The 22868-nt window shown below is 57.2% G+C and carries 20 protein-coding genes and 1 other RNA gene; 10 read left to right on the top strand and 11 right to left on the bottom strand.

What is annotated here, in order from left to right; translation table 11 throughout:
- Positions 1–3: 3 nt before the first annotated feature.
- Positions 4–2631 carry an alanine--tRNA ligase gene (alaS, locus tag PGY33_RS04725; protein ID WP_118479561.1) on the bottom strand — a complete coding sequence of 876 codons (2628 nt, stop codon included), beginning with the start codon at positions 2629–2631 and terminating at the stop codon, positions 4–6.
- A 1285-nt stretch (positions 2632–3916) separates the two neighbouring features.
- Positions 3917–5284: an MATE family efflux transporter gene (locus tag PGY33_RS04730; protein WP_118479563.1), complete on the bottom strand. Its 1368-nt coding sequence runs from the start codon at positions 5282–5284 to the stop codon at positions 3917–3919.
- A 178-nt stretch (positions 5285–5462) separates the two neighbouring features.
- On the opposite strand from PGY33_RS04730, the gene PGY33_RS04735 reads away from it, so the two are divergent.
- From PGY33_RS04735 to ssrA, 7 genes are all read left to right on the top strand, one after another.
- Positions 5463–6326, top strand: a complete 864-nt coding sequence (locus tag PGY33_RS04735) for an AraC family transcriptional regulator (RefSeq protein ID WP_118479565.1) — start codon at positions 5463–5465, stop codon at positions 6324–6326.
- A gap of 68 nt (positions 6327–6394) precedes the next feature.
- Positions 6395–8617, top strand: a complete 2223-nt coding sequence (locus PGY33_RS04740) for a ComEC/Rec2 family competence protein (protein WP_118753353.1) — start codon at positions 6395–6397, stop codon at positions 8615–8617.
- 3 nt (positions 8618–8620) lie between these two features.
- Positions 8621–9673: a DNA polymerase III subunit delta gene (gene holA / locus PGY33_RS04745; RefSeq protein WP_118479569.1), complete on the top strand. Its 1053-nt coding sequence runs from the start codon at positions 8621–8623 to the stop codon at positions 9671–9673.
- Complete coding sequence (locus tag PGY33_RS04750) at positions 9670–10281, top strand: toprim domain-containing protein (protein ID WP_118479571.1); 612 nt, start codon at positions 9670–9672, stop codon at positions 10279–10281. Before holA ends, PGY33_RS04750 begins: the two co-directional genes overlap by 4 nt.
- Before the next feature lie 111 nt (positions 10282–10392).
- Positions 10393–10974, top strand: a complete 582-nt coding sequence (locus tag PGY33_RS04755; protein WP_118479573.1) for a xanthine phosphoribosyltransferase — start codon at positions 10393–10395, stop codon at positions 10972–10974.
- A gap of 990 nt (positions 10975–11964) precedes the next feature.
- A complete protein-coding gene (gene smpB, locus PGY33_RS04760; protein ID WP_117490323.1) occupies positions 11965–12435 on the top strand; it encodes an SsrA-binding protein SmpB in 471 nt (156 codons plus the stop codon).
- A gap of 67 nt (positions 12436–12502) precedes the next feature.
- Positions 12503–12856, top strand: a transfer-messenger RNA (tmRNA) gene (gene ssrA, locus PGY33_RS04765).
- A gap of 159 nt (positions 12857–13015) precedes the next feature.
- On the opposite strand, the gene PGY33_RS04770 is transcribed toward ssrA, so the two are convergent.
- The 9 genes from PGY33_RS04770 to PGY33_RS04810 all read right to left on the bottom strand — a co-directional run bounded on the left by PGY33_RS04770 (position 13016) and on the right by PGY33_RS04810 (position 19688).
- On the bottom strand, positions 13016–13354 hold the full coding sequence (locus tag PGY33_RS04770; protein WP_442861217.1) for a threonine/serine exporter family protein: 339 nt from the start codon (positions 13352–13354) through the stop codon (positions 13016–13018).
- Between the two features lie 113 nt (positions 13355–13467).
- On the bottom strand, positions 13468–13866 hold the full coding sequence (atpC, locus tag PGY33_RS04775; protein ID WP_118479579.1) for an ATP synthase F1 subunit epsilon: 399 nt from the start codon (positions 13864–13866) through the stop codon (positions 13468–13470).
- Positions 13866–15263 carry a F0F1 ATP synthase subunit beta gene (gene atpD, locus PGY33_RS04780; RefSeq protein ID WP_118479581.1) on the bottom strand — a complete coding sequence of 466 codons (1398 nt, stop codon included), beginning with the start codon at positions 15261–15263 and terminating at the stop codon, positions 13866–13868. Before atpD ends, atpC begins: the two co-directional genes overlap by 1 nt.
- Before the next feature lie 17 nt (positions 15264–15280).
- Positions 15281–16234, bottom strand: a complete 954-nt coding sequence (gene atpG, locus PGY33_RS04785; protein WP_118479583.1) for an ATP synthase F1 subunit gamma — start codon at positions 16232–16234, stop codon at positions 15281–15283.
- Entirely contained in the window at positions 16222–17730 is a 1509-nt protein-coding gene (atpA, locus tag PGY33_RS04790) for a F0F1 ATP synthase subunit alpha (protein ID WP_118479585.1), read from the bottom strand. The genes atpG and atpA overlap by 13 nt, the downstream gene beginning before the upstream one ends.
- Before the next feature lie 14 nt (positions 17731–17744).
- Positions 17745–18251, bottom strand: a complete 507-nt coding sequence (locus tag PGY33_RS04795; RefSeq protein ID WP_118479587.1) for a F0F1 ATP synthase subunit delta — start codon at positions 18249–18251, stop codon at positions 17745–17747.
- Positions 18248–18739, bottom strand: a complete 492-nt coding sequence (atpF, locus tag PGY33_RS04800; RefSeq protein ID WP_118479589.1) for a F0F1 ATP synthase subunit B — start codon at positions 18737–18739, stop codon at positions 18248–18250. The genes PGY33_RS04795 and atpF overlap by 4 nt, the downstream gene beginning before the upstream one ends.
- A gap of 15 nt (positions 18740–18754) precedes the next feature.
- Positions 18755–18970, bottom strand: a complete 216-nt coding sequence (gene atpE / locus PGY33_RS04805) for an ATP synthase F0 subunit C (RefSeq protein ID WP_110436420.1) — start codon at positions 18968–18970, stop codon at positions 18755–18757.
- Positions 18971–19001: 31 nt separating this feature from the next.
- On the bottom strand, positions 19002–19688 hold the full coding sequence (locus PGY33_RS04810) for a F0F1 ATP synthase subunit A (RefSeq protein WP_118479591.1): 687 nt from the start codon (positions 19686–19688) through the stop codon (positions 19002–19004).
- Between the two features lie 191 nt (positions 19689–19879).
- On the opposite strand from PGY33_RS04810, the gene PGY33_RS04815 reads away from it, so the two are divergent.
- The 3 genes from PGY33_RS04815 to PGY33_RS04825 all read left to right on the top strand — a co-directional run bounded on the left by PGY33_RS04815 (position 19880) and on the right by PGY33_RS04825 (position 22650).
- Entirely contained in the window at positions 19880–21508 is a 1629-nt protein-coding gene (locus PGY33_RS04815) for a sensor histidine kinase (protein ID WP_118479593.1), read from the top strand.
- A gap of 12 nt (positions 21509–21520) precedes the next feature.
- Positions 21521–22195: a response regulator gene (locus tag PGY33_RS04820; protein WP_118479595.1), complete on the top strand. Its 675-nt coding sequence runs from the start codon at positions 21521–21523 to the stop codon at positions 22193–22195.
- Positions 22196–22383: 188 nt separating this feature from the next.
- Complete coding sequence (locus tag PGY33_RS04825; RefSeq protein WP_118479697.1) at positions 22384–22650, top strand: ATP-binding cassette domain-containing protein; 267 nt, start codon at positions 22384–22386, stop codon at positions 22648–22650.
- Positions 22651–22868 lie beyond the last annotated feature (218 nt).

The raw sequence follows: 22868 nt of genomic DNA on the forward strand, positions 1-22868 counted from the left end.
TTATTACAGCATTGCTTCAACGATGTTGTTGACAGCCTCGAGTGCTTCCTCCAGCTTTGCCGGATTCTTGCCGCCTGCGGTTGCGCTGTCCGGACGACCGCCGCCGCCGCCGCCAACGATCTTGGCAACTTCCTTGATGATCTTGCCGGCGTGTGCGCCCTTCTTGACGGCCTCAGCGCCGCAGACACAAAGCAGGCTTACCTTGTCGCCGTTGACTGCGGAGAGAACGGCAACCATGTTCTCCTTCTTGCTCTTGATGTCATCGCCCATGGTGCGGAGCATGTCGGCAGATGCGTCATCCAGCTTGGTGGCAACCACGTCTACGCCCTTGATGTTGCGGGATACGTTGAACAGGTCAACCATCTGCATTGCAGCGACCTTTGCGCCCATCTTCTCGAGCTTCTTGTTGAGGGTACGCATATCGTTTACCTGCTGCTCAATCTTGGCAGACAGCTCGTTCGGGTTGGTCTTGAGTACGGCAGCAGCCTCGTTGAGAACCGCCTGACGGTCGTTCATCAGCTTGAGAACAGCCTTGCCGGTAACAGCCTCGATACGGCGCACGCCTGCTGCAACAGAAGCCTCGCCGATGATCTTGAGCGAACCGGCCTTCGCGGTGTTGTCCAGATGCGTACCGCCGCACAGCTCGATGGAGTCACCGGCCTGTACCACGCGGACGGTCTGGCCGTACTTCTCGCCGAACAGCGCCATAGCGCCCTTCTTCTTGGCATCGTCGATGCTCATTTCCTCGGTGATAACCGGGCTGCCAGACAGAATCGCATCGTTTACCATATCCTCGACCTTGGCCAGTTCCTCGGCGGTCAGCGCTGCAAAGTGGGTGAAGTCGAAGCGGATATGATCGTTTGCAGTGTAGGAGCCTGCCTGCTCAACATGGTCGCCGAGCACGGTGCGGAGCGCCTTCTGGAGCAGGTGGGTGGAGGTATGTGCACGGCAGATAGCCTGACGGTAAGCCGCATCAACAGAAGCCGTAACCTCGTCTTCAACCGACAGCTCGCCCTCGGTGACAACGCCGATGTGCATATACTTGCCGTCCTTGGTCTTCTGAACATCGGAAACGGCCATTGCGCCGTTCTTGCCGGTGATAACGCCGTGGTCACCGATCTGACCGCCCATCTCCGCGTAGAACGGGGTGCGGTCGAGCACAACAGTGATCTTCTCACCCTTGGCAGCTGCGCCGGAAACTTCGCCCTCGTTTACGATAGCCAGAATCTTTGCGGACTCCTCAAGGGTGGTGTAGCCATCAAATGCGGTCTTGATGGACTTGTCCAGACCCAGATCCTCGCTCTGCCAGCCGAGGTCGCCCATCTTCTTGCGGTCCTCACGGGCACGCTCGCGCTGCTCGTTCATCAGGCGGTCGAACTCCTCGCGGCTGGTGGTCATGCCCTGCTCCTCGAGTACCTCAAGGGTCAGGTCGATCGGGAAGCCGTAGGTGTCGTACAGCTGGAATGCGTCCGCAGCGGACAGCTCCTTGCCGTCGGAAGCGGCGATCTTGTCATTCAGGATAGCCAGACCGCTGTCGATGGTCTTGTTGAAGCTGGCTTCCTCGTTCTCGATAACCTTGTGGATATATTTCTGCTTCTCAACCAGCTCCGGATATGCGCCGCCGGACTCGTTGATAACGGTGGAAGCAACGTCGGACATAAACGGCTTGTCAATGCCGAGCAGCTTGCCGTGACGAACAGCGCGGCGCAGCAGGCGGCGCAGAACGTAGCCGCGGCCCTCGTTGGACGGGATAACGCCGTCGCAGATCATCATAACGGTGGAGCGGATGTGGTCGGTGATAACGCGCAGGGAAACATCGGTCTTGTCGCTCTCGCCGTAGTGCTTGCCGGCGATCTCGGAAACCTTGTTGGTGATGTTGCGCACGGTGTCAACGTCGAACAGGGAGCCAACGCCCTGTACCACGCATGCCAGACGCTCCAGACCCATGCCGGTGTCGATGTTCTTCTGCTTCAGCTCAGAGTAGTTGCCGTGGCCGTCGTTGTCGAACTGGGAGAATACGTTGTTCCATACCTCCATGTAGCGGTCACAGTCGCAGCCGACGGTGCAGCCCGGCTTGCCGCAGCCGTACTCGGGGCCGCGGTCGTAGTAGATCTCAGAGCACGGGCCGCACGGACCGGAGCCATGCTCCCAGAAGTTGTCCTCCTTGCCGAAGCGGAAGATACGCTCCGGTGCAATGCCGACCTCCTTGTTCCAGATCTCGAATGCCTCGTCATCGTCAACGTAGATGGACGGATACAGGCGATCCGGGTCAATGCCGACCCACTCCGGACTGGTCAGGAATTCCCAGCTCCAGTGAATGGCCTCGCGCTTGAAGTAGTCGCCGAAGGAGAAGTTGCCCAGCATCTCGAAGAAGGTGCCGTGACGGGCGGTCTTGCCAACGTTCTCGATATCGCCGGTGCGGATGCACTTCTGGCAGGTGGTAACGCGGTGGCGCGGCGGCTCCTGCTCGCCGGTGAAGAACGGCTTCATCGGCGCCATGCCGGAGTTGATGAGCAGAAGCGACGGGTCGTTCTGCGGGATGAGCGAAAAGCTCGGCAGGCGGAGATGACCCTTGGTTTCAAAGAAACTGAGGTACATCTCGCGCAGCTCGTTGAGTCCTCTGTACTGCATATAAATTGATTCCTCCAAAAAAGAATTTACGGAAATAAAACAGAAAATGAAAAAAGCCTCCGCCCGGACTTCAAGGGCGAAAGCATGCTTCCACGGTACCACCTTGATTTGAATATGGGTATGCCATATCCATCTCGGTAATCCGGTATCGGGGATCGGACGGTCTGTTTCAGTTGCAGACTGCTCGGAAGTGGCTGTTTTCCGCACCGGACAAGGACTTGCAGCGAATGTCCTCTCTCTGAAGAACGGCGGATGGAAAACTCGTTTCCTCATCGCATTTTCTGTATTGCGTATCTATTATGCCACTTTTGCGGGCAGTTGTCAACTGAAATTGCGGAAAGTTGCGCTCTGCGGGGTAACGCCGTACCCACGGCGGGGGGCAAAAAGGAAGGGACACCTGCGGTTTGCCCGTAGGCTGCTAAACCTTTTTCCCGCGCCGTGCGCGGATTAAATGAGTGCCCTTCCTCTTTGAACTCCTGCCTTTCCCTTGTTAGATAGTCTGGCGCAGACCAGAGACCGGCAACCGCTCCGAAAATAGGGAACGGCAGAGGATTTTTCCTCTACTACGGACGGACTGCCTTCGTTGTCCGTCCTCTTGAGCAACCTGTTCGCAGTGTCAGATACCGTTCTGCTACACATGTGATTTCATCTGCGCAGGCGCGACATAACCGTGTCGCGCAACTCGTTTGCACGTTGTTACGCCCGGCCCCTGCGAATGTAGGCGTTCGGCAGCATTTATTCTCGCAGGCCCTGTCTATAACAACGCGCTAAAGAATTGTGCGACACGGTTATCCCCCAGGGGACCCTCTCTTGCCCTTCGGGCAATTCACCTTGTGTCGCGCCTGCGCAGAGCAGCCCGTATGTGTAGCAGTACGCTATCTGTGAACTGCGAATAGGTTGCGAAAGATACGCTGCGGTAACCCGACTGCCGTTCCCCATTTCGCAGCGGTCACATGTCGGCAATCTGCGCCAGACTAAGAAATAAAGGGAAATGGGAGTTAAGAGGGTAGAAACCGTAGGTGTCTACCCTCTTGCCCCTTGCCGTGGGTACGGCGAATCTCCGCGCTCCGCAGAGCGCACTCCCCGCTGAGGTTCAGCGAAAATCCCCTGCCCGTCAGGGGCGAACCCGCCTGCGGCAGTTCGTGTGCCCCGGTCAGCCGGTGCAGAAAAAGAAGCCGCCCGTTAGGGGCGAACACGCTAACGCAGTTCGTATGCCCCGGAAACCCGGTGCAGAAAAAGGAGCCCGCCTTGCAGCGAGCCCCAAAGAGAGAGGATAAATTCGATTTTAACCTTCTGCGGTATCCGGCCGAGTCACCTTCTTGACCCACTTCCAGCTGTGCAGGCGGATAGCCACGGGAATGATCTTATACAGCTGATCCCACTTGAGCAGGAAGAACACGACAACCGGCGGGAACTTCCACCAGAAAGCCGCCATTGCCGAGAACGGCACAACGATAAGCCACATGCTGATGATATTCATCTTAGCGCTGAACTTGGTGTCGCCGCCGCCGCGGATGATGCCGTTATCGCACGCCATCTGGTACGAGGTGCCGACCGTTGTGATGGCGAGCACCAGCATGAACTGCAGGGAATACTTGTACGCCGTTTCGGTGAGCGTACCGCCGAGCAGCGCAAGGATCGGTACGCGCAGAAGGAAGATCAAAAGACCCGAGCACAGTCCGATGGAGACGAACAGGACCTGCAGCGTATGTACGAGCGGATGCAGCCGCTGCTGGTTGCCCTCGCCGATGGTGCGGCCGACCACAATGCCGGATGCGGACGCGGCGCCATAGCAGACAACCGACAGAACCTGATATACCTGCACCGCGATTGCGTTGGCAGCCGTGGCATCGCCGCCGAGATGACCGAGGATACCGGTCTGTACCATCTGCGCGATGCCCCAGAGCGCCTGATTGATGAGCACCGGCAGGGAAACGTGCATGTAATCCTGCACATAGCTGGTGTCGATGTGAACCAGCTTGCGCAGGCTCAGGTTCAGCTTGTGCTCCTTAAACTTCAGGTAGTAAATAACGATAAGCAGCTCCACACAGCGGGAAACCAGCGTTGCGATAGCCGCACCGCGCACGCCCAGCTCCGGACAGCCGAAGTGGCCGTAGATCAGGCAGTAGTTCAAGCACACGTTGATGATGAGCGTCGAACCCGAGATCATGTAGCCGATCTTTACTACACCGATCGAGCGGAGAGACGCGACCAGAATATTGGTTATTGTAAAGATAATATAGGTAAAGCAGATGATTTGGAAATACTTTTCACCTTCCGCGATGACCGTCGGTGAGTTGGACAGCAGCGACAGCAGCTGGTGCGGGAAGAACAGCACAATGCCGAACATCAGCACCGCCAGTGAACCGCCGAAGCGCAAAGCCACACCGATGATGTGCGGGATTGGCTCCAGCTTGTTTTTGCCCCAGTACTGCGAGCCCATAACGACTGCGCCCTCGCCTGCACCGACGACCAGCATCTGCAGCAGAAACTGCACCTGATTGCACAGGCTTACGCCGCCCATGGCATCCTGACTGTACCGTCCGAGCATCATGGTGTCCATCAGGTTTACGCCGTAGGTGAGCAGGTTCTGCAGCGCCAGCGACAGTGCCAGCACCATAAAGGATTTATAAAACGTCTTTTCCTTTATCATTACAACAACCCCTTGCCTTCAAAGCTGATCGGACGGAACGAACCGCAATATCTATCGTTCCGGCTCAGCTTTTTTACTTCTGCTAACAGCATACCGAATTTTCTTTGATTTGGCAATAACAAAATACTGCAATCTATTCATATTTTGTGCTATCATAGAAGGCGGAGGAGGGAATGCCGTGAAGGTTTTCAGTGAGCCGGGTGTGCTGTCGCGCTCGGAACGATTTTTCTCAACGCCGTCCGCGACCGCTCGGCGGCTGTTTTACTACGTCACCCGCGTGGGACATTATTACTACGATGCGCGGTATAATTTTCTCGACAGCTGCGACATCGCCCATCTGGAGAGCCACAAGAATCTCTTTCTGACCTACGTTCGCTCGGGTACGATGTACTTTGAGACCGACCAGCTCTACTGCGCCGAGCGCGGACAGATCGGACTGGTGGACTGCCGCAGACCGCATCATTTTTATACCAAGGGCGACGCGGAAGCGCTCTGGATTCACTTTGACGGCGCAAATGCGGCGGCATTTTTCGAGCAGATACTCGCGTTCCGCGGCGGCAGGCAGGTGCTTACGCCGCCGGCGGATTTACGCATCGAGCAGGAGCTGGCACAGATCATTTCCGGTCTGCGCACCGGCGATATGACCGAACTGGACCGCTCGCAGCGCATCTACCGAATCCTGTGCGCGCTGCTGTTTCCGGCGCAGTCGGGACCCGACCGGAAAAACGATGCCATTGCACAGGCGGTCAAGTATATCGGAGAACACCTGTTTGAATCGTTATCCGTGGAGAAGGTGGCGGACGCGGTCAGCTTGAGTCCGTCTCATTTCTCGCGGCTGTTCCGCAGCACGACCGGATTTTCTCCGCACGAGTACATCATGCTGCACCGGATTGACGAGGCCAAGGCCCTGCTGCAGTCCACGTCGCTTTCGGTCAAGGAAATTGCGTTCCGCGTCGGCTACCGCAGTGAGGTCAACTTTATTACAGCCTTCACCGAGAAAACCGGCGCAACACCGACCCAGTTCCGCAGAAGTACGCTGTAAGGCGGTCTGCGGTTGCGGCGCGTTCCGGTCTTTGCTATAATAGTAGAAAAGGCAAGGGAGTGACCCGTATGCGAGAACGCCCTCTGGTTTATCTGGTGCCGCCGATGGCTGCCGCGCTGTACGCGGCAGTCTGCCTGGAGCTGCCGGTGCAGCTGCATATCATTGCACCGATCGCGCTTCTTCTGGTGCTTGCGGCTGTGTTTCTGCGCCGCCGCAAGTGTCTGCTGAATGTGTTTGCTGTGCTGGCGGCTGCCGCTCTTGCGCTGACCGGCTTTGCCGTGTTCCGGGATTTGCGGGTCGTGCCCATTCGTGCTTTAGCCGGCGAAACGCAGGAGATCACCGCAGCCGCCCTGCGGGATGCCGAGGTGTACGACACCGACCAGCGCGTGCTGCTCTCGGCGGAGACTGCGGACGGCAGGCGGTTTCGCCTGCGGTGCTACTTGCCGGAAACCGAACCGCCATTGCTGGCAGGAGACAGGGTACGCGTCATGGCCACACTTTATGTGCCGGACACGCTCGGCGGCTTTGACCGTGCGGCATATCAGGCGTCCGAGGGCTGCTATATCGCGGGCGCGTATGCGACCGACGAGGAGCACAACGCGGTGCAGTTCGAGGTCTTGGACTCTAAACGGGACAGCCTGCGCTTTGCGCCGCAGAGGATCGCGCGGTTCTGCCGAAATGCGGTGCAGCGTACCCTTCCGGAACGTGAAGCCGGACTGCTGACCGGACTGCTGGTCGGCGGCAGCAAAAATCTGAGCGATACCGACCAGACCGCGTTCCGCATTGCGGGTCTCAGCCATCTGGTGGCCGTTTCCGGACTGCACATCGGCTTTCTCGTCGGGTTCTGCACGCTGCTGTTCGGCAAACGGTGGGGAACGGTTGCGTCCATCCCGCTGGTGCTGCTGTTTGTGCCGGTCGCGGGAGCCACGCCGTCCGTGCTGCGTGCGGCACTGATGTACCTGACGGCTGCAGGCGGATTTCTGCTGCGGCGCCGCTCAGGCGGATTGAACGCGCTGCTGATGGCACTGGCTGTCCTGCTGCTTGTCAATCCGTACGCGATCGCAAGCGTGGGCCTGCAGCTTTCATTCGCGTCCACGCTCGGTCTTATTCTGTTCGCAGGGAAGCTGCAGCATGCACTCGAAAAGCCGTTTGCCGGTGCGCCGAAACTCGTGCGCAAGGCGCTTGCGGTCATCACGAGCGCACTCAGCTGCACGGTTTGCGCTACGATATTTACAGTACCGATTCTGCTGACCTCGTTCGGCGCGGTGTCCGTGCTGTCGCCCATCAGCAACCTGATGACGGTCGGCGTGACCTCGCTCTGCTTTGTGGGCGGGTTCGTGCTGTGTGTTGCAGCAGCCGTCTGTCCGGCGCTTGTGCCGATGCTCGCCGGACTGGTGCGTCCGCTCATAAGCTATCTGCTCTGGTCAGCGAATATCATCGCGGACCTCGGCTTCGGCACGCTGCACCCGAACAACACCTTCGGTCTGGCGGCGCTCGGCATCGTGTTCGCGGCGCTGCTCGTGTGGCTGACTGCTGGAAAGCACGTCAAATGGAAAGCCGTGCTGCCGTGTCTGGCGGTGGTGCTGATCGGCTTATGTATTGCCGAGGTGCAGCACCAGAACGGCCGGTATACGGTGACGTATCTGCCGTGCGGCAGCGGTCAGGCCATTCTGCTGAGCGACACCGAACACGCGATGCTCATAGACTGCGGCAGCTACCGGAACGCTGCGCGTCAGGTACGCGAGTGGCTGCGCTGGAATGGTCTGAAGCGGCTGGATACGGTCGTGCTGACCGCGGTCGATCAGGGACATGCGCGCAACCTGCCGGAGCTGATGGAAACGGTCGAGGTTGGGGAACTGCTCATGCCCGCAGGCTGTCAGGAGCGCAAAACCAACGCTGATTTGCTTTCTTTCGTGCACGAGCGTGAGGCGCGGGAGATAAGCGAGCCGGTGACGCTTGCGAACCCGATCGCACCGGTGGAGATTTTCCCGGTCATCGAGGGAAAACTGGCCGTAAGCATAGCGGACGAGGTGCTCATCCTGCACAGTCCGACCGAGAAACAGCTATCGGCCTATTTAGAGAAAAACACGCTGCCTGCCGCAGCGGAGCTGGTGCTCAGCGCAAACCATCTGAGCAGCGGCGAAAGCATGGCACAGTACGCCGAAGCGGCAGGTGCACAGCATATCATCATTGCGGCGAGTTCGGAGAAGGGACTGCGGTCGCACAAGGGACTGGACGTGCAGAGCACCTATAAGGAAGGTGAGATCGCACGGCAGTTCAAAAAGGAGTAACACATGGCGGCAAGAGAAACCAAACCAAACGGAAAATCACAGCTGATCCGCGACCTGAAAAACGGCGAATTTGCCACGCTGTACATCATTTCGGGCGAGGAAAGCTACATGAAGGAATACTATCTGCGGCAGCTGCGGCAGAAGGTGGTGGACGAGACCTTTGCGGATTTCAATCTTATTGAGTTCGAAGGCAAGGGCCTGACACCGGAAATACTGACCGAAGCCATTGACAGCTATCCCGCGATGGCAGATAAAAAGCTCATCATCGTCAAGGACTTCGACCTGTTCAAGCCGCCTGCCGGCTTCGCAGACGTGCTGCCGAGCGTACTTGGTGATCTGCCGGAGTACGTCTGCCTCGTGTTCTACTACGACGTGCTGGACGGCAAGCCGGACAAGCGAACCAAGCTGTACAAGACACTCGAGAAGCGCGCCTGCTTTGCCGAGTTCGCACACGCGGAGGAGCAGGAACTGGTGGCGTGGCTCGAGCGGCGTGCCAAGGCGCTCGGCTGCATGATCGAACCGGGAGATGCGTCGTACATGATCTTCCTGTGCGGCAATTCCATGACCAACCTCGCCGGTGAGATGGAAAAGGCAGCCGCGCATACCACAACCGGCGTTATCAAGCGCTATAACATCGACGCGGTATGCTCGCCGGTGCTGGATGCCGTCGTGTTCGATCTGACCGACGCGGTAACCGCAGGCAGGTTTGATCGGGCGGTCGCACTCGTCGGGGAGCTGCTCGCGCAGAAGAACAACGAGGTCATGATCTTCACTGCCATCACACGTCACATCCAGCGTCTGTATGCCGCCAAGCTGTGCGCGGAGAATCGCGGCGGCGAAAAACAGCTGATGGAGATGATCGGCTCGAAATCGCCGTACTACGCAAGGCAGATTCAGAATGCAGCACGGCGTGTGCCGCTCAGCTGGCTGCGAAAGGCGGCCTCGCTGTGCGCGGAGACCGATGCCACACTCAAGGGCGGCGCGGCAGACCGGCAGAAGCAGATCGAGCTGACGCTGCTCACCATGGCGGCAGAACTGAAGGGGGAAAAGAAATGACGCGCATCAGGGAAGCGATTCTGGTAGAGGGCCGGTATGATGTGAACACCGTCCGGCAGGTGGTGGACACCGTGGTGCTCGAAAGCGGCGGATTCCGCATTTTTAACAATAAAGACCAACTCAAGCTGCTGCGCCGTATTGCGGAAACGCGCGGTCTCATCGTGCTGACCGATAGTGACGGTGCGGGCTTTGTCATCCGCAACTATCTCAAGGGCGCGCTGCCGAAGGGCTGCATCAAGCAGGCGTATGTGCCCGATATCGCGGGCAAGGAACGCCGCAAGCGGCATGGCTCCAAGGAGGGCAAGCTGGGCGTGGAGGGCATGCGTCCGCAGGTGATTCTGGACGCGCTCCGCCGAGCGGGTGCAACCTTTGCACAGCAGGACGAGAGCGAAATGCCGGTGCATCCTGTCATCACCAAGGCGGATTTTTACGAGTGGGGACTGTCCGGCAGACCCGACAGCACCGCACGCCGCGCTGCCGTGCTGCACGCGCTGGATTTGCCCGCGCACATGACGGCAAATGCCCTGCTGGAGTTTATCAACGCTGTTGGCACGCATGAGCAGGTTGCGGAAATCATTCGGCAGTATGCGGAGAAAATTGAGGAATAATTTCCGCACGAATGATTGAAAAACCTGTCGAAGTATAGTACAATGATAAAATACCAAGTGCAGCTATTGCAGAGCTGATGAAAATAAAGCAAAAAAACAGGGAGTGGCAGCATGAACTTTTTAGAGGAACGAATTGTCAAGGATGGCGTTGTTAAGGAAGGCAACATTCTGAAGGTAGACAGCTTTCTGAACCATCAGATGGATATTAACCTGTTTGATCAGATGGGTGAGGAGTTCAAGCGCCGTTTCGCGGACAAGCCGATCAACAAGATCGTTACCATTGAGGCATCCGGCATCGGCATTGCCTGCATCGTGGCTCGTCATTTCGGCGTTCCGGTTGTGTTTGCGAAGAAGACCCAGAGTGTCAACATCGACGGCGAGGTTTATGTTGCCGAGGTTGAATCCTTTACACATAAGTGTAAGAATCAGGTTATCGTTTCTAAAAAGTTCCTCGGTCCGGACGACCATGTGCTTGTTATCGACGATTTCCTGGCAAACGGCTGTGCGCTGCAGGGCCTGATCTCTATCGTGGCACAGGCCGGCGGTACGGTCGAGGGCATCGGCATTGCCGTGGAGAAGGGTTTCCAGCAGGGCGGCCGTATTATCCGCAATCTGGGCTATCAGCTCGAGTCGCTCGCTATCGTGGACGGCATGGACGCCGAGACCGGTAAGGTGCACTTCCGGGAGCAGTAAGTGCATATGAGAAAAAAGGAGGTGTGCAGCCTCCTTTTTGTTTGAGTAACCGCAAATGTGGGAATGATGTAACACAGCGGTGCGCCGTGGCACGGCGGGTGACGCTGCCGTACCCACGGCAGAGGGCAAAAAGGAAGGACAACCGGCGGTTTTCCTTCCTCTTTGAACTCCTACCTTTCCCTCAGAAGGCTTGGGCGCAGATGGTGGACTTCGTAAGCGTTGAAAAGGGGAACGGCAGTCGGGTTACCTGTCCGTAGGGGCGCGCATTGCGCGTCCATTCCTGCACCGATTCGCAGTTCACGGCTGCCTTGCTGCTACGTCTGTCGTTCGCGTTCCGTAGGGGCGCACCAGCGTGTGCGTCCGTTTTAACGACTGGTGTAACGGTTTACAGGGCGGACACATTGGTCCGCCCCTACGGAGTATGTGTCAAGGAATTGAAATTGTGCAGAAGGTAAAAAGGACGCGCAATGCGCGCCCCTACAGGCACGTGCCGATAAATTAAAATTGTGCAAAAGGTTTGCAAGGCGGCATGGGGTCATGCCGCCCCATGGTAGTAGTATTCATCAATAAGCAGAAGTTTTACCCGCAGGTGATGGATAACCTGCACCGGAAAACGTGTTGCGCGGCACGGGTATGCCGCGCCTGCGTAGAGTAAACCATATGTGTAGCAGTAATATAGCCGACAATGCGGAAAGGTGTTATACCACGAAGTAGAAAAAATCCTCTGTCGTTCCTCCTTTTCTACGCTTACGCAGTCTACCATCTGCACCCAAGCCCTCTAAGGGAAAAGGGGTAATTCACAAGAGGGTGGAAAACCGCAGGTTGTCTACCCTCTTGTGCGCCTGCCGCGCGCAGCGGCGCTCCCAGCCGCAGTCTGCGGCAAAAAGGCAAACCGTCTGCACGAGAGGACACTCTGTAACACAGACGTAACTTTACAAATGCGTGCAATCGTGTTATTATAAGATGTACCACGGTAAGGGAGGTTTCGCCATGGCTGTTGACAAAAAGGGCACAAAGCAGATTGCGGCCAACAAAAAGGCATGGCATGACTACTTTGTCGAGGAAAAGTATGAAGCGGGCATCGAGCTTGCGGGTACCGAGGTAAAGTCTATCCGTTTGGGACAGATCAATCTCAAGGATTCCTACTGTTCGTTCAAGGACGGTGAGATTTTCGTGCGTGGCATGCATATTTCGCCGTACGAAAAGGGCAATATCTTCAATAAGGACCCGTTGCGCGTGCGTAAGCTGCTTATGCACAAGCGTGAGATTGTCAACCTGTTCAGCAAGACCAAGCAGGACGGCTATTCGGTCATTCCGCTGGCGGTTTATTTCAAAAGCTCGCGCGTGAAGGTTGAAATCGGTTTGTGCAAGGGCAAAAAGCTGCATGATAAGCGTGACAGTATTGCCGCACGCGACGCAAAACGCGAGATGGACCGCGCGATGAAAGAGCGTAATCGTTAATTAAAAAATGGAAAAGCTGAGAGCAGAATATTCTCCAGTCTCAATTTTCCATTCTCCATTTCAAAATGGGGCCGTAACGGGTTCGACGGGGGTGTTGAAGCCGGGATAGCGGGCCGCAGTGGGGATCTGCGATAAAAGCTCCAACTGTTTATAAATTAAACAACAACAATTATACTCTTCAGGCTGCCTAATTAGGCTTAGCCCGTCGGCTCAGAGAGGACCACGGCTCAGAGACCCGGCGTCGATTAGTGGTGAACGTGTACGAGGTAAGAGTTGCCCTCGTCATGTAAAATGACTCTACCAAAACGGTAAGCCTGTTTGCCGGCGTGCCGCGGCGGGAATTTTAATCGACAAACTGCGCCCGGAGAAGTCCTCGTGGATGCGCTTTCGGACAGGGGTTCAACTCCCCTCGGCTCCACCATAAGTCCACCGTAATTTTGATAGAATTACGGTGGATTTTTTCTATGCTCGAAAACTGCATAAAATCAAGATTTTTCCGTTTCAGCTACATAAAAAGCAACCGCTGCGGAGCATTTTCACAGCGGTTTTTCTGCGATATCAGGTGCAGTGGCGGAACATCTTATCCATCATAATGCGGGCGAAGATGAGTCCGAGCGGCAGCGCAGGAATGATGCCGCTCGAGACCCGACCGCATATCCGACTTGACCATGGCGATGCCGCAGGTCATTTCGGCAATCTTGAGACAGCCTGCGTACACCGGACAGGCCGCCGCGGCCGAAACGGTTGTGCAGAGCACAAGAGTCCGGTAGTGCTTGGACCGCTTACAGCGCACGGCGTTGCCGATACCTGCACCGAAGAACGCGAGTATCATCTCGACCCAGGCGCCGCCGAGTAGAAATGTAAAGGCACAGCGGGCGAGTGCGGTAGCCAGACCGAGCATCAGCAACGAATTGCTCAAGTCGGCTGAGTTTTTAGGTGCTGACACCTGTGCTGGTCAGCGTAAGCGTCTGCGAAAACGCCTGCTCCGATGTTCCATCTGATAACATCGGAGCAGGCGATAAAAAAGGGGAGTCAGCGGGTAGCCTTCAGGCGTGCCATAGCACGGGCCAGAGCCGCTTTGGAGAGATGATATTCACGAATACTCTGCTTCTGGCGCAGCCGTTCTTCCGCGCGCTCTTTGGCGCGTTCGGCACGCGCACGGTCGATTTCGTCAGGACGTTCGGCGCTGGATACCAGAAGAATGCAGTAGTCCGGCATAATTTCTGCGAAGCCGTCGCTGACAACGACCTCGTGCGGTGTGCCGTCTGTCTGGAACCGCACCGTACCCGGACGGAGTGCGGTAACGACCGGCTCATGTCCCGGCTGCACGCCGTATTCACCGTCGAGTGCAGGCATAGTCAAATTGGTTGCCGATCCGGTGTAAAACTGCCGGTCCGGCGTGATGATCTCCAGATAGAAGGTGTTCTCCATCAGAGTGCCCCCATATCCTTGGCCTTTTTGTGGACCTCGTCTACCGTGCCGACCATGGAGAAGGCAGCCTCCGGATACTGGTCGAGTTCACCGCCGAGCAGCGCTTCAAAGCCGCTGATGGTATCATCAAGCGTTACGTAGCGCCCTTCCAGACCGGTAAACTGCTCGGCAACAGAGAACGGCTGCGAGAAATACTGCTGCATGCGGCGGGCACGATCGACAATGCGGCGGTCATCCGCGCCAAGCTCCTCCATACCGAGGATGGCGATGATATCCTGCAGTTCGCGGTAACGCTGCAGCAGCTCCTGTGCGCCGCGTGCGACCTTGTAATGCCGCTCGCCGACAATATCCGGCTCGAGGATACGCGAGGTGGAATCCAGCGGGTCAACGGCAGGATAGATGCCCTGCTCGACAATCTTACGGGAGAGGACGGTCTTGGCGTCCAGGTGGGTAAACGTGGTCGCCGGAGCCGGGTCGGTCAGGTCATCCGCCGGAACGTAGACCGCCTGCACGGACGTGATTGCGCCGTCCTTGGTGGAGGCGATACGCTCCTGCAGAGCACCGACCTCATCAGCCAGCGTCGGCTGGTAGCCGACCGCCGAGGGCATGCGGCCCATCAGTGCGGAAATCTCCGAGCCTGCCTGTACATAGCGGAAAATATTGTCGATAAACAGCAGCACGTTCTGCTTTTTCACATCGCGGAAGTATTCCGCCATGGTCAGACCGGTCAGTGCAACGCGCATACGCGCTCCGGGCGGTTCGTTCATCTGTCCGAACACGAGCGCGGTCTTGCTCAGTACGCCGGATTCCGCCATCTCGCGCCACAGATCGTTGCCCTCACGGGTGCGTTCGCCGACACCGGTGAAGATGGAGTAGCCGCCGTGCTCAGTGGCGATGTTGTGAATCAGCTCCTGAATGAGCACGGTCTTGCCGACACCGGCACCGCCGAACAGACCAATCTTGCCGCCCTTGGCATACGGCGCGAGCAGGTCGATGACCTTGATGCCGGTCTCGAGAATCTCGGTCGTCGGGTTCTGCTGTGCAAAATCCGGCGGCGCACGGTGGATAGACCACTTTTCCGGTGCGTTTACATCGCCCTTTTCGTCGATCGGCTGACCGAGCACGTTGAACATGCGTCCAAGGGTCGCTTCACCGACCGGCGCTTCAATCGTGTGACCGGTGGACAGCACCTCGTCGCCGCGGCCGATGCCCTCACTCGGGGAGAGCATGATGCAGCGCACGGTGTCGCCGCCGACGTGCTGTGCGACCTCCATCATGCGCGGCTGTCCGTCCGGTGCAACGGTAAGCGCTTCATTTATCTCAGGCAGGCTGCCGCCGTCAAAAGCAACGTCCACAACCGGACCTGTTACCTGTACCACGGTACCTTTGCGTTTCATAGTAATTTCCTCACTTTCTATGCGCGTCTGCCGTCTGCGAGAAAGCGGACGGTCCGCGTCGGAATCGGACGGCGGGGCTGCGGTGTTTCCGCGGCGTTGCCCTGTGTGCCGCCGACGATCTCGGTGATCTCCTGCGTGATGGCGGACTGCCGTGCGCGGTTGTAGTGCAGCGACAGCGATTTGAGCATATCGCGTGCGTTGTCGGTCGCGGAGTCCATTGCTGTCATGCGGGCATTCTGCTCGGCACAGAAGGACTCGACCAGCGCGCCGAACAGCTCACCCTTGACGTAGCCGGGTACCAGATGCTCGAGTACGCGGTCTGCCGAGGGCACATACTGCACCATCTGATGATACGGTCCGTGTTCACTCGGACGCGGCTCCCATGGGAATGCGTCAATGTCGAGCGGCAGCAGCTTCTGCACGCGCGGCTCAAGCCGCATAGGCGTTACCATTTCGGTGTAGACAACATACACGTCGTCGAGCTGACCTTCGCGGAACAGACGGATGAAAATATCCGCAATGTCCCGCGCACGGGCAATCGTCGGGTCCTGCACGGTGAACATGAACTCGCCGTCTACGCGAATGTCGCGTTCGGCGAAGTACGCGCGGCCCATCTGACCGATGAGGAACAGCGTTGGATCGTCCTCCTGCGCAAGATGCTTCTCGGCCAGACGCAGCACATTGTGATTATACGCACCGGCCAGTCCCTTGTCGCCCGTGATAACGATGTAGCCGGACTTGCGGCGCTTGACCTCGGGCCGCTTGTCGAAATAAATATGCTCGATTTCAGGGGAATGGTGCAGAATATCGGCAATCGTGGAGCTGATCTTGAGAAAATACGGCTGCACATTGTTCAGCTGCTGCCTTGCCTTGCGCAGCTTGGAGGACGAGATCAGGTACATCGCGTTTGTGATCTTGAGTGTTTGCTGCACACTGTCAATGCGGGTGCGGATCTCCTTTATGCCTGCCATGCTGCGCTCACCTGATCTTTATAGGTTTTCAGGGCCTCCCGGATCTGCTCGGCAGCCGTGCCGGTCAGGGTGACGGTGGACTGAATCTCTGTCAGCAGGGAATTGGGCAGGCTGTCGGCAAATTTCTGCACAAAATCGCGTACCCGGTCGAGCGGAACATCGCTCAGCAGACCGTTGGTCGCAGCATACAGGATAACCGCCTGCCGCCATACCGGCATCGGGTGACACAGCGGCTGCTTGAGGATTTCCATCAGGCGTTTGCCGTGCTCGAGGGCCTGCTGAGTGTCCTTGTCCAGATCCGAGCTGAACTGGGTGAATACCTCCAGCTCGCGGAAGCGGGCAAGATCGATACGCAGGGTACCGGCGGTTTTCTTGATAGCCTTGGTCTGTGCCGCACCGCCGACACGCGATACCGACAGGCCAACGTTGATCGCCGGACGCTGACCGGCAAAGAACAGGTCATTTTCCAGATAAATCTGGCCGTCGGTGATGGAAATAACGTTGGTCGGAATATAGGCGGACACATCGCCTGCCAGCGTTTCGATAATGGGAAGAGCGGTCATTGAGCCGCCGCCGTACTCCGGTGTCAGGCGGCAGGCACGCTCGAGCAGACGGGAATGCAGATAGAATACATCGCCCGGATAAGCCTCACGGCCAGGAGAGCGGCGCAGCAGCAGCGACAGCGTGCGGTAAGCGACTGCGTGTTTGGACAGATCGTCGTAGACGATGAGTACATCGCGCCCCTGACTCATGAAATACTCGCCGATAGCAGCACCGGCATACGGCGCGATATACTGCTGCGGTGCACCGTCTGCTGCGGTGGCAGAAACGATGATGCTGTAATCGAGTGCGCCGTATTTCTCGAGCGTGCCGCGCAGACGCGCCACTGTGGATGCCTTCTGGCCAATGGCAACGTAAATGCAGATCATGTCCTGACCCTTCTGGTTCAGGATAGTGTCGATGGCGATGGAGGTCTTGCCGGTCTGACGGTCGCCGATGATCAGCTCACGCTGACCGCGTCCGATCGGCACCATCGCGTCAATGGCAAGGATGCCGGTCTGCATCGGCTGGTTTACCGGCTCACGCGATACAACACCCGAAGCCTCTCGCTCGATCGGACGGCGCTCGGTCGTTTCAATCGGTCCAAGGCCGTCAATCGGTTCACCGAGGGCATTGACCGTGCGGCCGATCATCGCATCGCCGACCGGAACATCAGCCGCACGTCCGGTGCGGGAGACCGCCGAGCCTTCATGCAGGCCGTCCTCGCTGCCGAGCAGTACCACGCCGACGCTGTCGCGTTTAAGGTCGAGCACGATGCCGTGCACACCGGTGTCAAACTGCACCAGTTCGCCGTAGACGGCGCGGTTTAGACCGTAAACGGTGGCGATACCGTCGCCGACCTCGATGACCGTGCCGGTTTCGTCGCAGCGCGTGCGGTTGTCATATTGTTCAATCTCCTCGCGGAGAATAGATAAAATCTCATCTGAATGGTTCAATGGTTTTCACCCCTTTACAGGTCATGCGCCAGTGCGCGAAGCTGTCCGCGCACGCTTTTATCGTAGGTTACGCCGTCGATTTCGGCAGTAAAGCCGCCGAGCAGCGTGTCGTCCTGCACGATTTCAAACGTAACCGCACAATAACTGTGTCGTGCGCACAGCAGTTTGGCAAGCGAACGCAGCGATTCATCATCCGGTTCGCGGGCACAGCGAAATACGCACAGGCCCTCGCCGCTGTCGCGCAGCTCAAGCAGACGAAACTGCCGGACGATCTCCGGCAGGAGCGCAAAGCGGTTTTTGTCCGCCAGCAGCAGATAGAAGTGCTTCAGCTCGCCCATCGCATCAAAATCGGGCAGGCGGGACAGCACAGCCTTTTTCTCCCGCGCACAAACGGCAGGCGAGCACAGCGCGTCCCATAACGGCGCACAATCGGTCAGATAATCGGCGGTGTGCTGCAGATCGCTCAGCGTGCAGCCGGTATGGCGCAGTGCACCGGCATACTGTACGGCGGTCGAGCTCATCGTGCGGCCTCCGTTTCTTCACGCAGAAAATCGTCGATCATGGCGCGGTCGGTGTCGCTGTTCAGCTTCTGCCGGGATACCTTGGCGGTGGTCAGCAGAACGAGAGCGGTAATCTCCTTTTTCGCGTCACGGAGCATCTGCGCCCGCTCGGATTCCCGACGGCGGGCAGCCTGCTCATCGAGTCGCTGCACAGCGGTCTGCGCCTCTGCGACAAGACGATCGTACTCCTGCTGACCGCGTGCGCGGGCATCCTCGATGATCTGTGCGGCCTCCTGCTTTGCGGAAGCAAGCTGTGCGGCGTGCGCGTTCTGCTGCTGCTCAGCCTCGGCGAGACGTTTGTCCGCCTGATCGAGCGTGTCCGACACCTGCTGCGCACGGTCATCGAGCATTTGGGTAATGGGGCCGAACAGGAATTTCTTCATCAGCACGAACAGGATGAGCAGATCAACAAACACCCAGATAATCTGCGAATTTAGATTGAGGATCATTCGATCTCACCCCGATCAATTCATGAAGATAAGCAGGATACCGATCAGAAAACCGTAGATGGCGGTTGCCTCGGCCAGTGCACAGCCGAGGATCAGGTTTTTGCTGATCTGGCCGGAGGCCTCCGGCTGACGTGCAATGGCTTCCGAGGATTTCGCGGTTGCATAGCCGATACCGAGACCGGCGCCGATGCCGGTCATAACTGCGATAGCTGCACCAATAGCAATACTCATTTTTGTGGTCCTTTCTCAGATAAAACAGTGGTTACTCAAGCGATTCCGACAGAAAAAGTGTTGTCAGGAATACAAATACGATTGCCTGTATCATACCGTCGAATACATCGAAATACAGGCTCAGCGGGATGGGCACAACGACCGGAACGGCCATTTTGACCAGCTCCATGATGACGAATCCGGCGAAAATGTTGCCGAACAGTCGCATGCAGAGCGACAAAGGCCGAATGCCGATCTCCATAATGTTGAGCGGCGTGACGACTGCAACCGGTTCGCTGAACTTTTTCAGTCCGCCGCGCAGACCGTGGAAACGGAACTGCGCGCCGTAGATCAGCAGTGCGCTCATGATCGCCAGACCGGCGGTAACGTTCAGGTCTTTGGTCGGCGGCGTTACGCCGAACAGACCGGCCATGTTCGCCAGCGCAAGATACAGACCTACCGTGCCGAGGTACGGGGCGAAGGTGCGCCAGTATCGGTCGCCCAGTGTGTCGCGGCAGAAGCTGTTGATGAAGCCCACCAGCAGTTCTGCGGCGATCTGCCGCCGCCCGGGGCGCTTGCGCAGTCCGTGCGTCAGCCAGATGGCAAGCAGGGTCAGCACTGCTATGATTGCCCAGCTTACCACAGCGGATTCCGGAACCGGTATTCCGCCGAACAGCGGAATCTCGAACGCAATATGGGTTTGCAGTTCGGCATTCAATTCCGCTTTGATTTCACCCAAAGGGCATCACCTCGTGTTTCGTTTTTGTTTTGCGGTGCCTATTGTAAAAAACTGTCGAGGTTTGCGCAAGCTTACGAAACTAAAAAAAATAAACCCGCGCAAATTGACGGGTTTGCAGAAAAATTGCCGATGGGATTTGATGAATGTTGACCAGTGTGCTATGATATAAAGTATCTTCTTAAAAGGAGTGGATGAATTTGACAAATGCGCGTTCCTCCGGCTCGCTGCACAGGCAGGTGCGTCGGATGCTGGTGCAGTGCATCACGATTGTGCTGCTGCTTGCAATGTCGGTCTGTCTGGGGATTGAGCTGCATCAGGAGGTCCGGACGCGTGACCAGCTGCTGTCCAATGCGGCGCAGATGGCGGCAGACGCGCCGCTGCTGACCGGGGATATTCGGGCAGATAACGCACAGCGGTATTTGGCGCGGACCGTACAGCGTGTATCTGAAGTGGATATGCTCGGTGTGTATGATATGGAGGGCAAGCCGACCGCATTTTACGACCTTGCCTCCGGTGCGGGAGACGTATCCGTGCTGCCGGCCTTGCGGGCAGATACCGTCAGCCGATTGTGCAGCGAGGAAAAAACGGTGTTCACGAGCGACGAGATGCCGAACGGTGCCGACCGCTGTGCGTATGCCGTCGTGCGCGATGAAAACGGACAGGCAGCCGGCATCGTCATGGCAGGGCTGTATCTGCGCTCCTACCATCGGACGGTGCTGCGCGTGCTGCTGTCCTATCTGCTCATCACGCTGTTTGCGCTCGGCATCGGCAGTCTGCTCAGCGTGCGGTTTTCTAAGCGGGTCAAGCGGGAACTGCTGGGCTATGAGCCGGACGCGTTCCGTCAGCTGTTTCTGCAGCGCATGGATATTCTGGATGCATTGGATGAGGGTCTGATGGCGATCGACGAACACAGCATGATCACCTATATGAACCGTGCGGCAGCGGATATCCTCAAGATCAAGGTGAAAGATGCACTCGGTCAGCCGTTACAGACGGTCTATCCGCGCTCGACGATGGCGCGCGTGCTGCAGACCGGAAAAAGCGAGTACAACATCAGTCTGGAGTCCATCAAGCACGTTTCGGTCATTTCCGACCGTATGCCGCTCTGGCGCGATGGAAAAATCGAAGGTGTGATTGCTATTTTCCGCAACCGGACCGAGGTTACACGACTGGCGCAGGATTTGACCGGCGTGCAGCACATTGTCGGTGCGCTGCGGGCGTATACGCATGAGTTTACCAACAAGCTGCATGTGATTCTCGGTCTGTTACAGCTGGGCGAGGACAAGCAGGCGGAGGACTATGTGCTGCATTTAACGCAGACGCGCGCACACTCGATCGGCTATATTTCTGAGCGTATTCGGGAGCCGTCGGTTGCGGCGCTGCTGATCGGCAAGGCGTATCGTGCGGCAGAGCTGGGCATCCGGTTTGTGCTCGACCCGGCGAGTGAGCTGCATGGAGACGGACAGTATCTTCCGGCGAGCAGTCTGATCACCATTCTTGGAAACCTGACTGAGAATGCGTTTGACGCACTGCGGGATGCACCGGAAAACGCACAGAAGGAAGTGACGGTCAGCATTCGCGAGGGCGAGCATGGCATGCTCATCAGCGTGGACGACAGCGGTGCAGGCATTGCTGCCGATAAGCTGGACCGCATTTTCGAGCGCGGCTTTTCCACCAAGGGCGAGGGCAGAGGCACCGGTCTGTCACTCGTCAAGGAGACCGTGGACGCGTTTCACGGAACGATTCGCGTCGAATCCGAGCCGGGAATCGGCAGCTCGTTCATCATTACGGTTGCGGAATCCGCAAACGGACAGCAGTAAGGAGGAAATCCGATGTACACAACGGTTATTATTGAGGACGATCCGATGATTACACGGCTCAACCGCCGGTATATCGAGCAGGACAGCCGGTTTGCCGTCGTGCAGACGTTTTCAGCGGCGCATCCGGCGCTGTTTTGGCTGCAGCGCAACCCGATCGACCTGATTATTTTAGATGTTTACATGCCGCAGATGAGCGGCACCGAGCTGCTGCTGCAGCTTCGCGCAGAAGGTGTGGACGCGGATGTCATCATGGTCACTTCGGCGAATGACGCAAAAACGGTCAACGATGCCGCGCGACTGGGTGCAGTGGATTATCTGGTCAAACCATTCGCATATGAGCGGTTCCGGCAGGCGCTGGACGTGTTCTGCCGCCGGAGAGAGAGCGTGCAGCGCGACAGCTTCAGTCAGGAGGCGCTCGATCATACGCTGTTTCAGGCTGCGGTGCCGACACAGCCTGTCACGCCGCCAAAAGGTTTGCAGAGTCAGACGCTTTCGCGCATTGAGGCATATCTGCGGGCTGCACCGGATACACGGCATACCAGTGATGAGATCGCATCGCATGTTGGCTTGTCAGTTGTCACTGTGCGCCGGTATATGAATTACCTGACTGAACAGCAGGTTATTGGCAGTGAGATGGATTATCGCACCGGCGGACGACCGTGTCTGGTGTATTTTCTGCGGAAATAAATCCTATATCATTCTATATAAGATGAGTGTTGTAAAAATCCTCCGTTTTACGGAGGATTTTTACTTTACATTTCCCGACCTCGATTTACAGAATTATAATAAAAACTTGATGCGCAGGCGATAGAAGCGGCACCGATTATCCGGTCACAATGGAAACCGTTGAAAACAAGAAGGGAGTACAACAGTTTATGTTAGAACTGGAGCATATTCGCAAAGCATTCGACGGCACAGAGGTGCTGAAAGATATTTCGCTGCGTATTGAGGACGATGAAATTGTCTCCATTCTCGGTCCGTCCGGCTGCGGCAAAACCACGCTGCTCAACCTGATCCTCAGCATTATCGACGCGGACAGTGGCTCCATCCGCTATAACGGACAGGATATCACATATACGCCGATGGGGAAACGCGGATTTAAGGCAATACCGCATAATTGGACAAGAGCGATTTGCGAGTAAATTTTGCGTACTGACGAGGCGCGGTTTTGCGGTAATACTTGACGTATTACCGTGAAATCGCAACAAAGTCAGGGCGCGAAATTTCCGCAAAGCGCCGCAGCTTTAATTGTGCGGTGTTGCCTTAACATTGTATTTCAGGATTATGCGCTGTTTCCCAATCTGGATGTGCAGCTGAACATCGAGCAGCTGCCCGCGTGGATTCAGGCAAATGATTAAAG

This window comes from Butyricicoccus sp. AF18-9LB (genome assembly GCF_027684505.1).
Lineage (GTDB): Bacteria > Bacillota > Clostridia > Oscillospirales > Butyricicoccaceae > Agathobaculum > Agathobaculum butyriciproducens.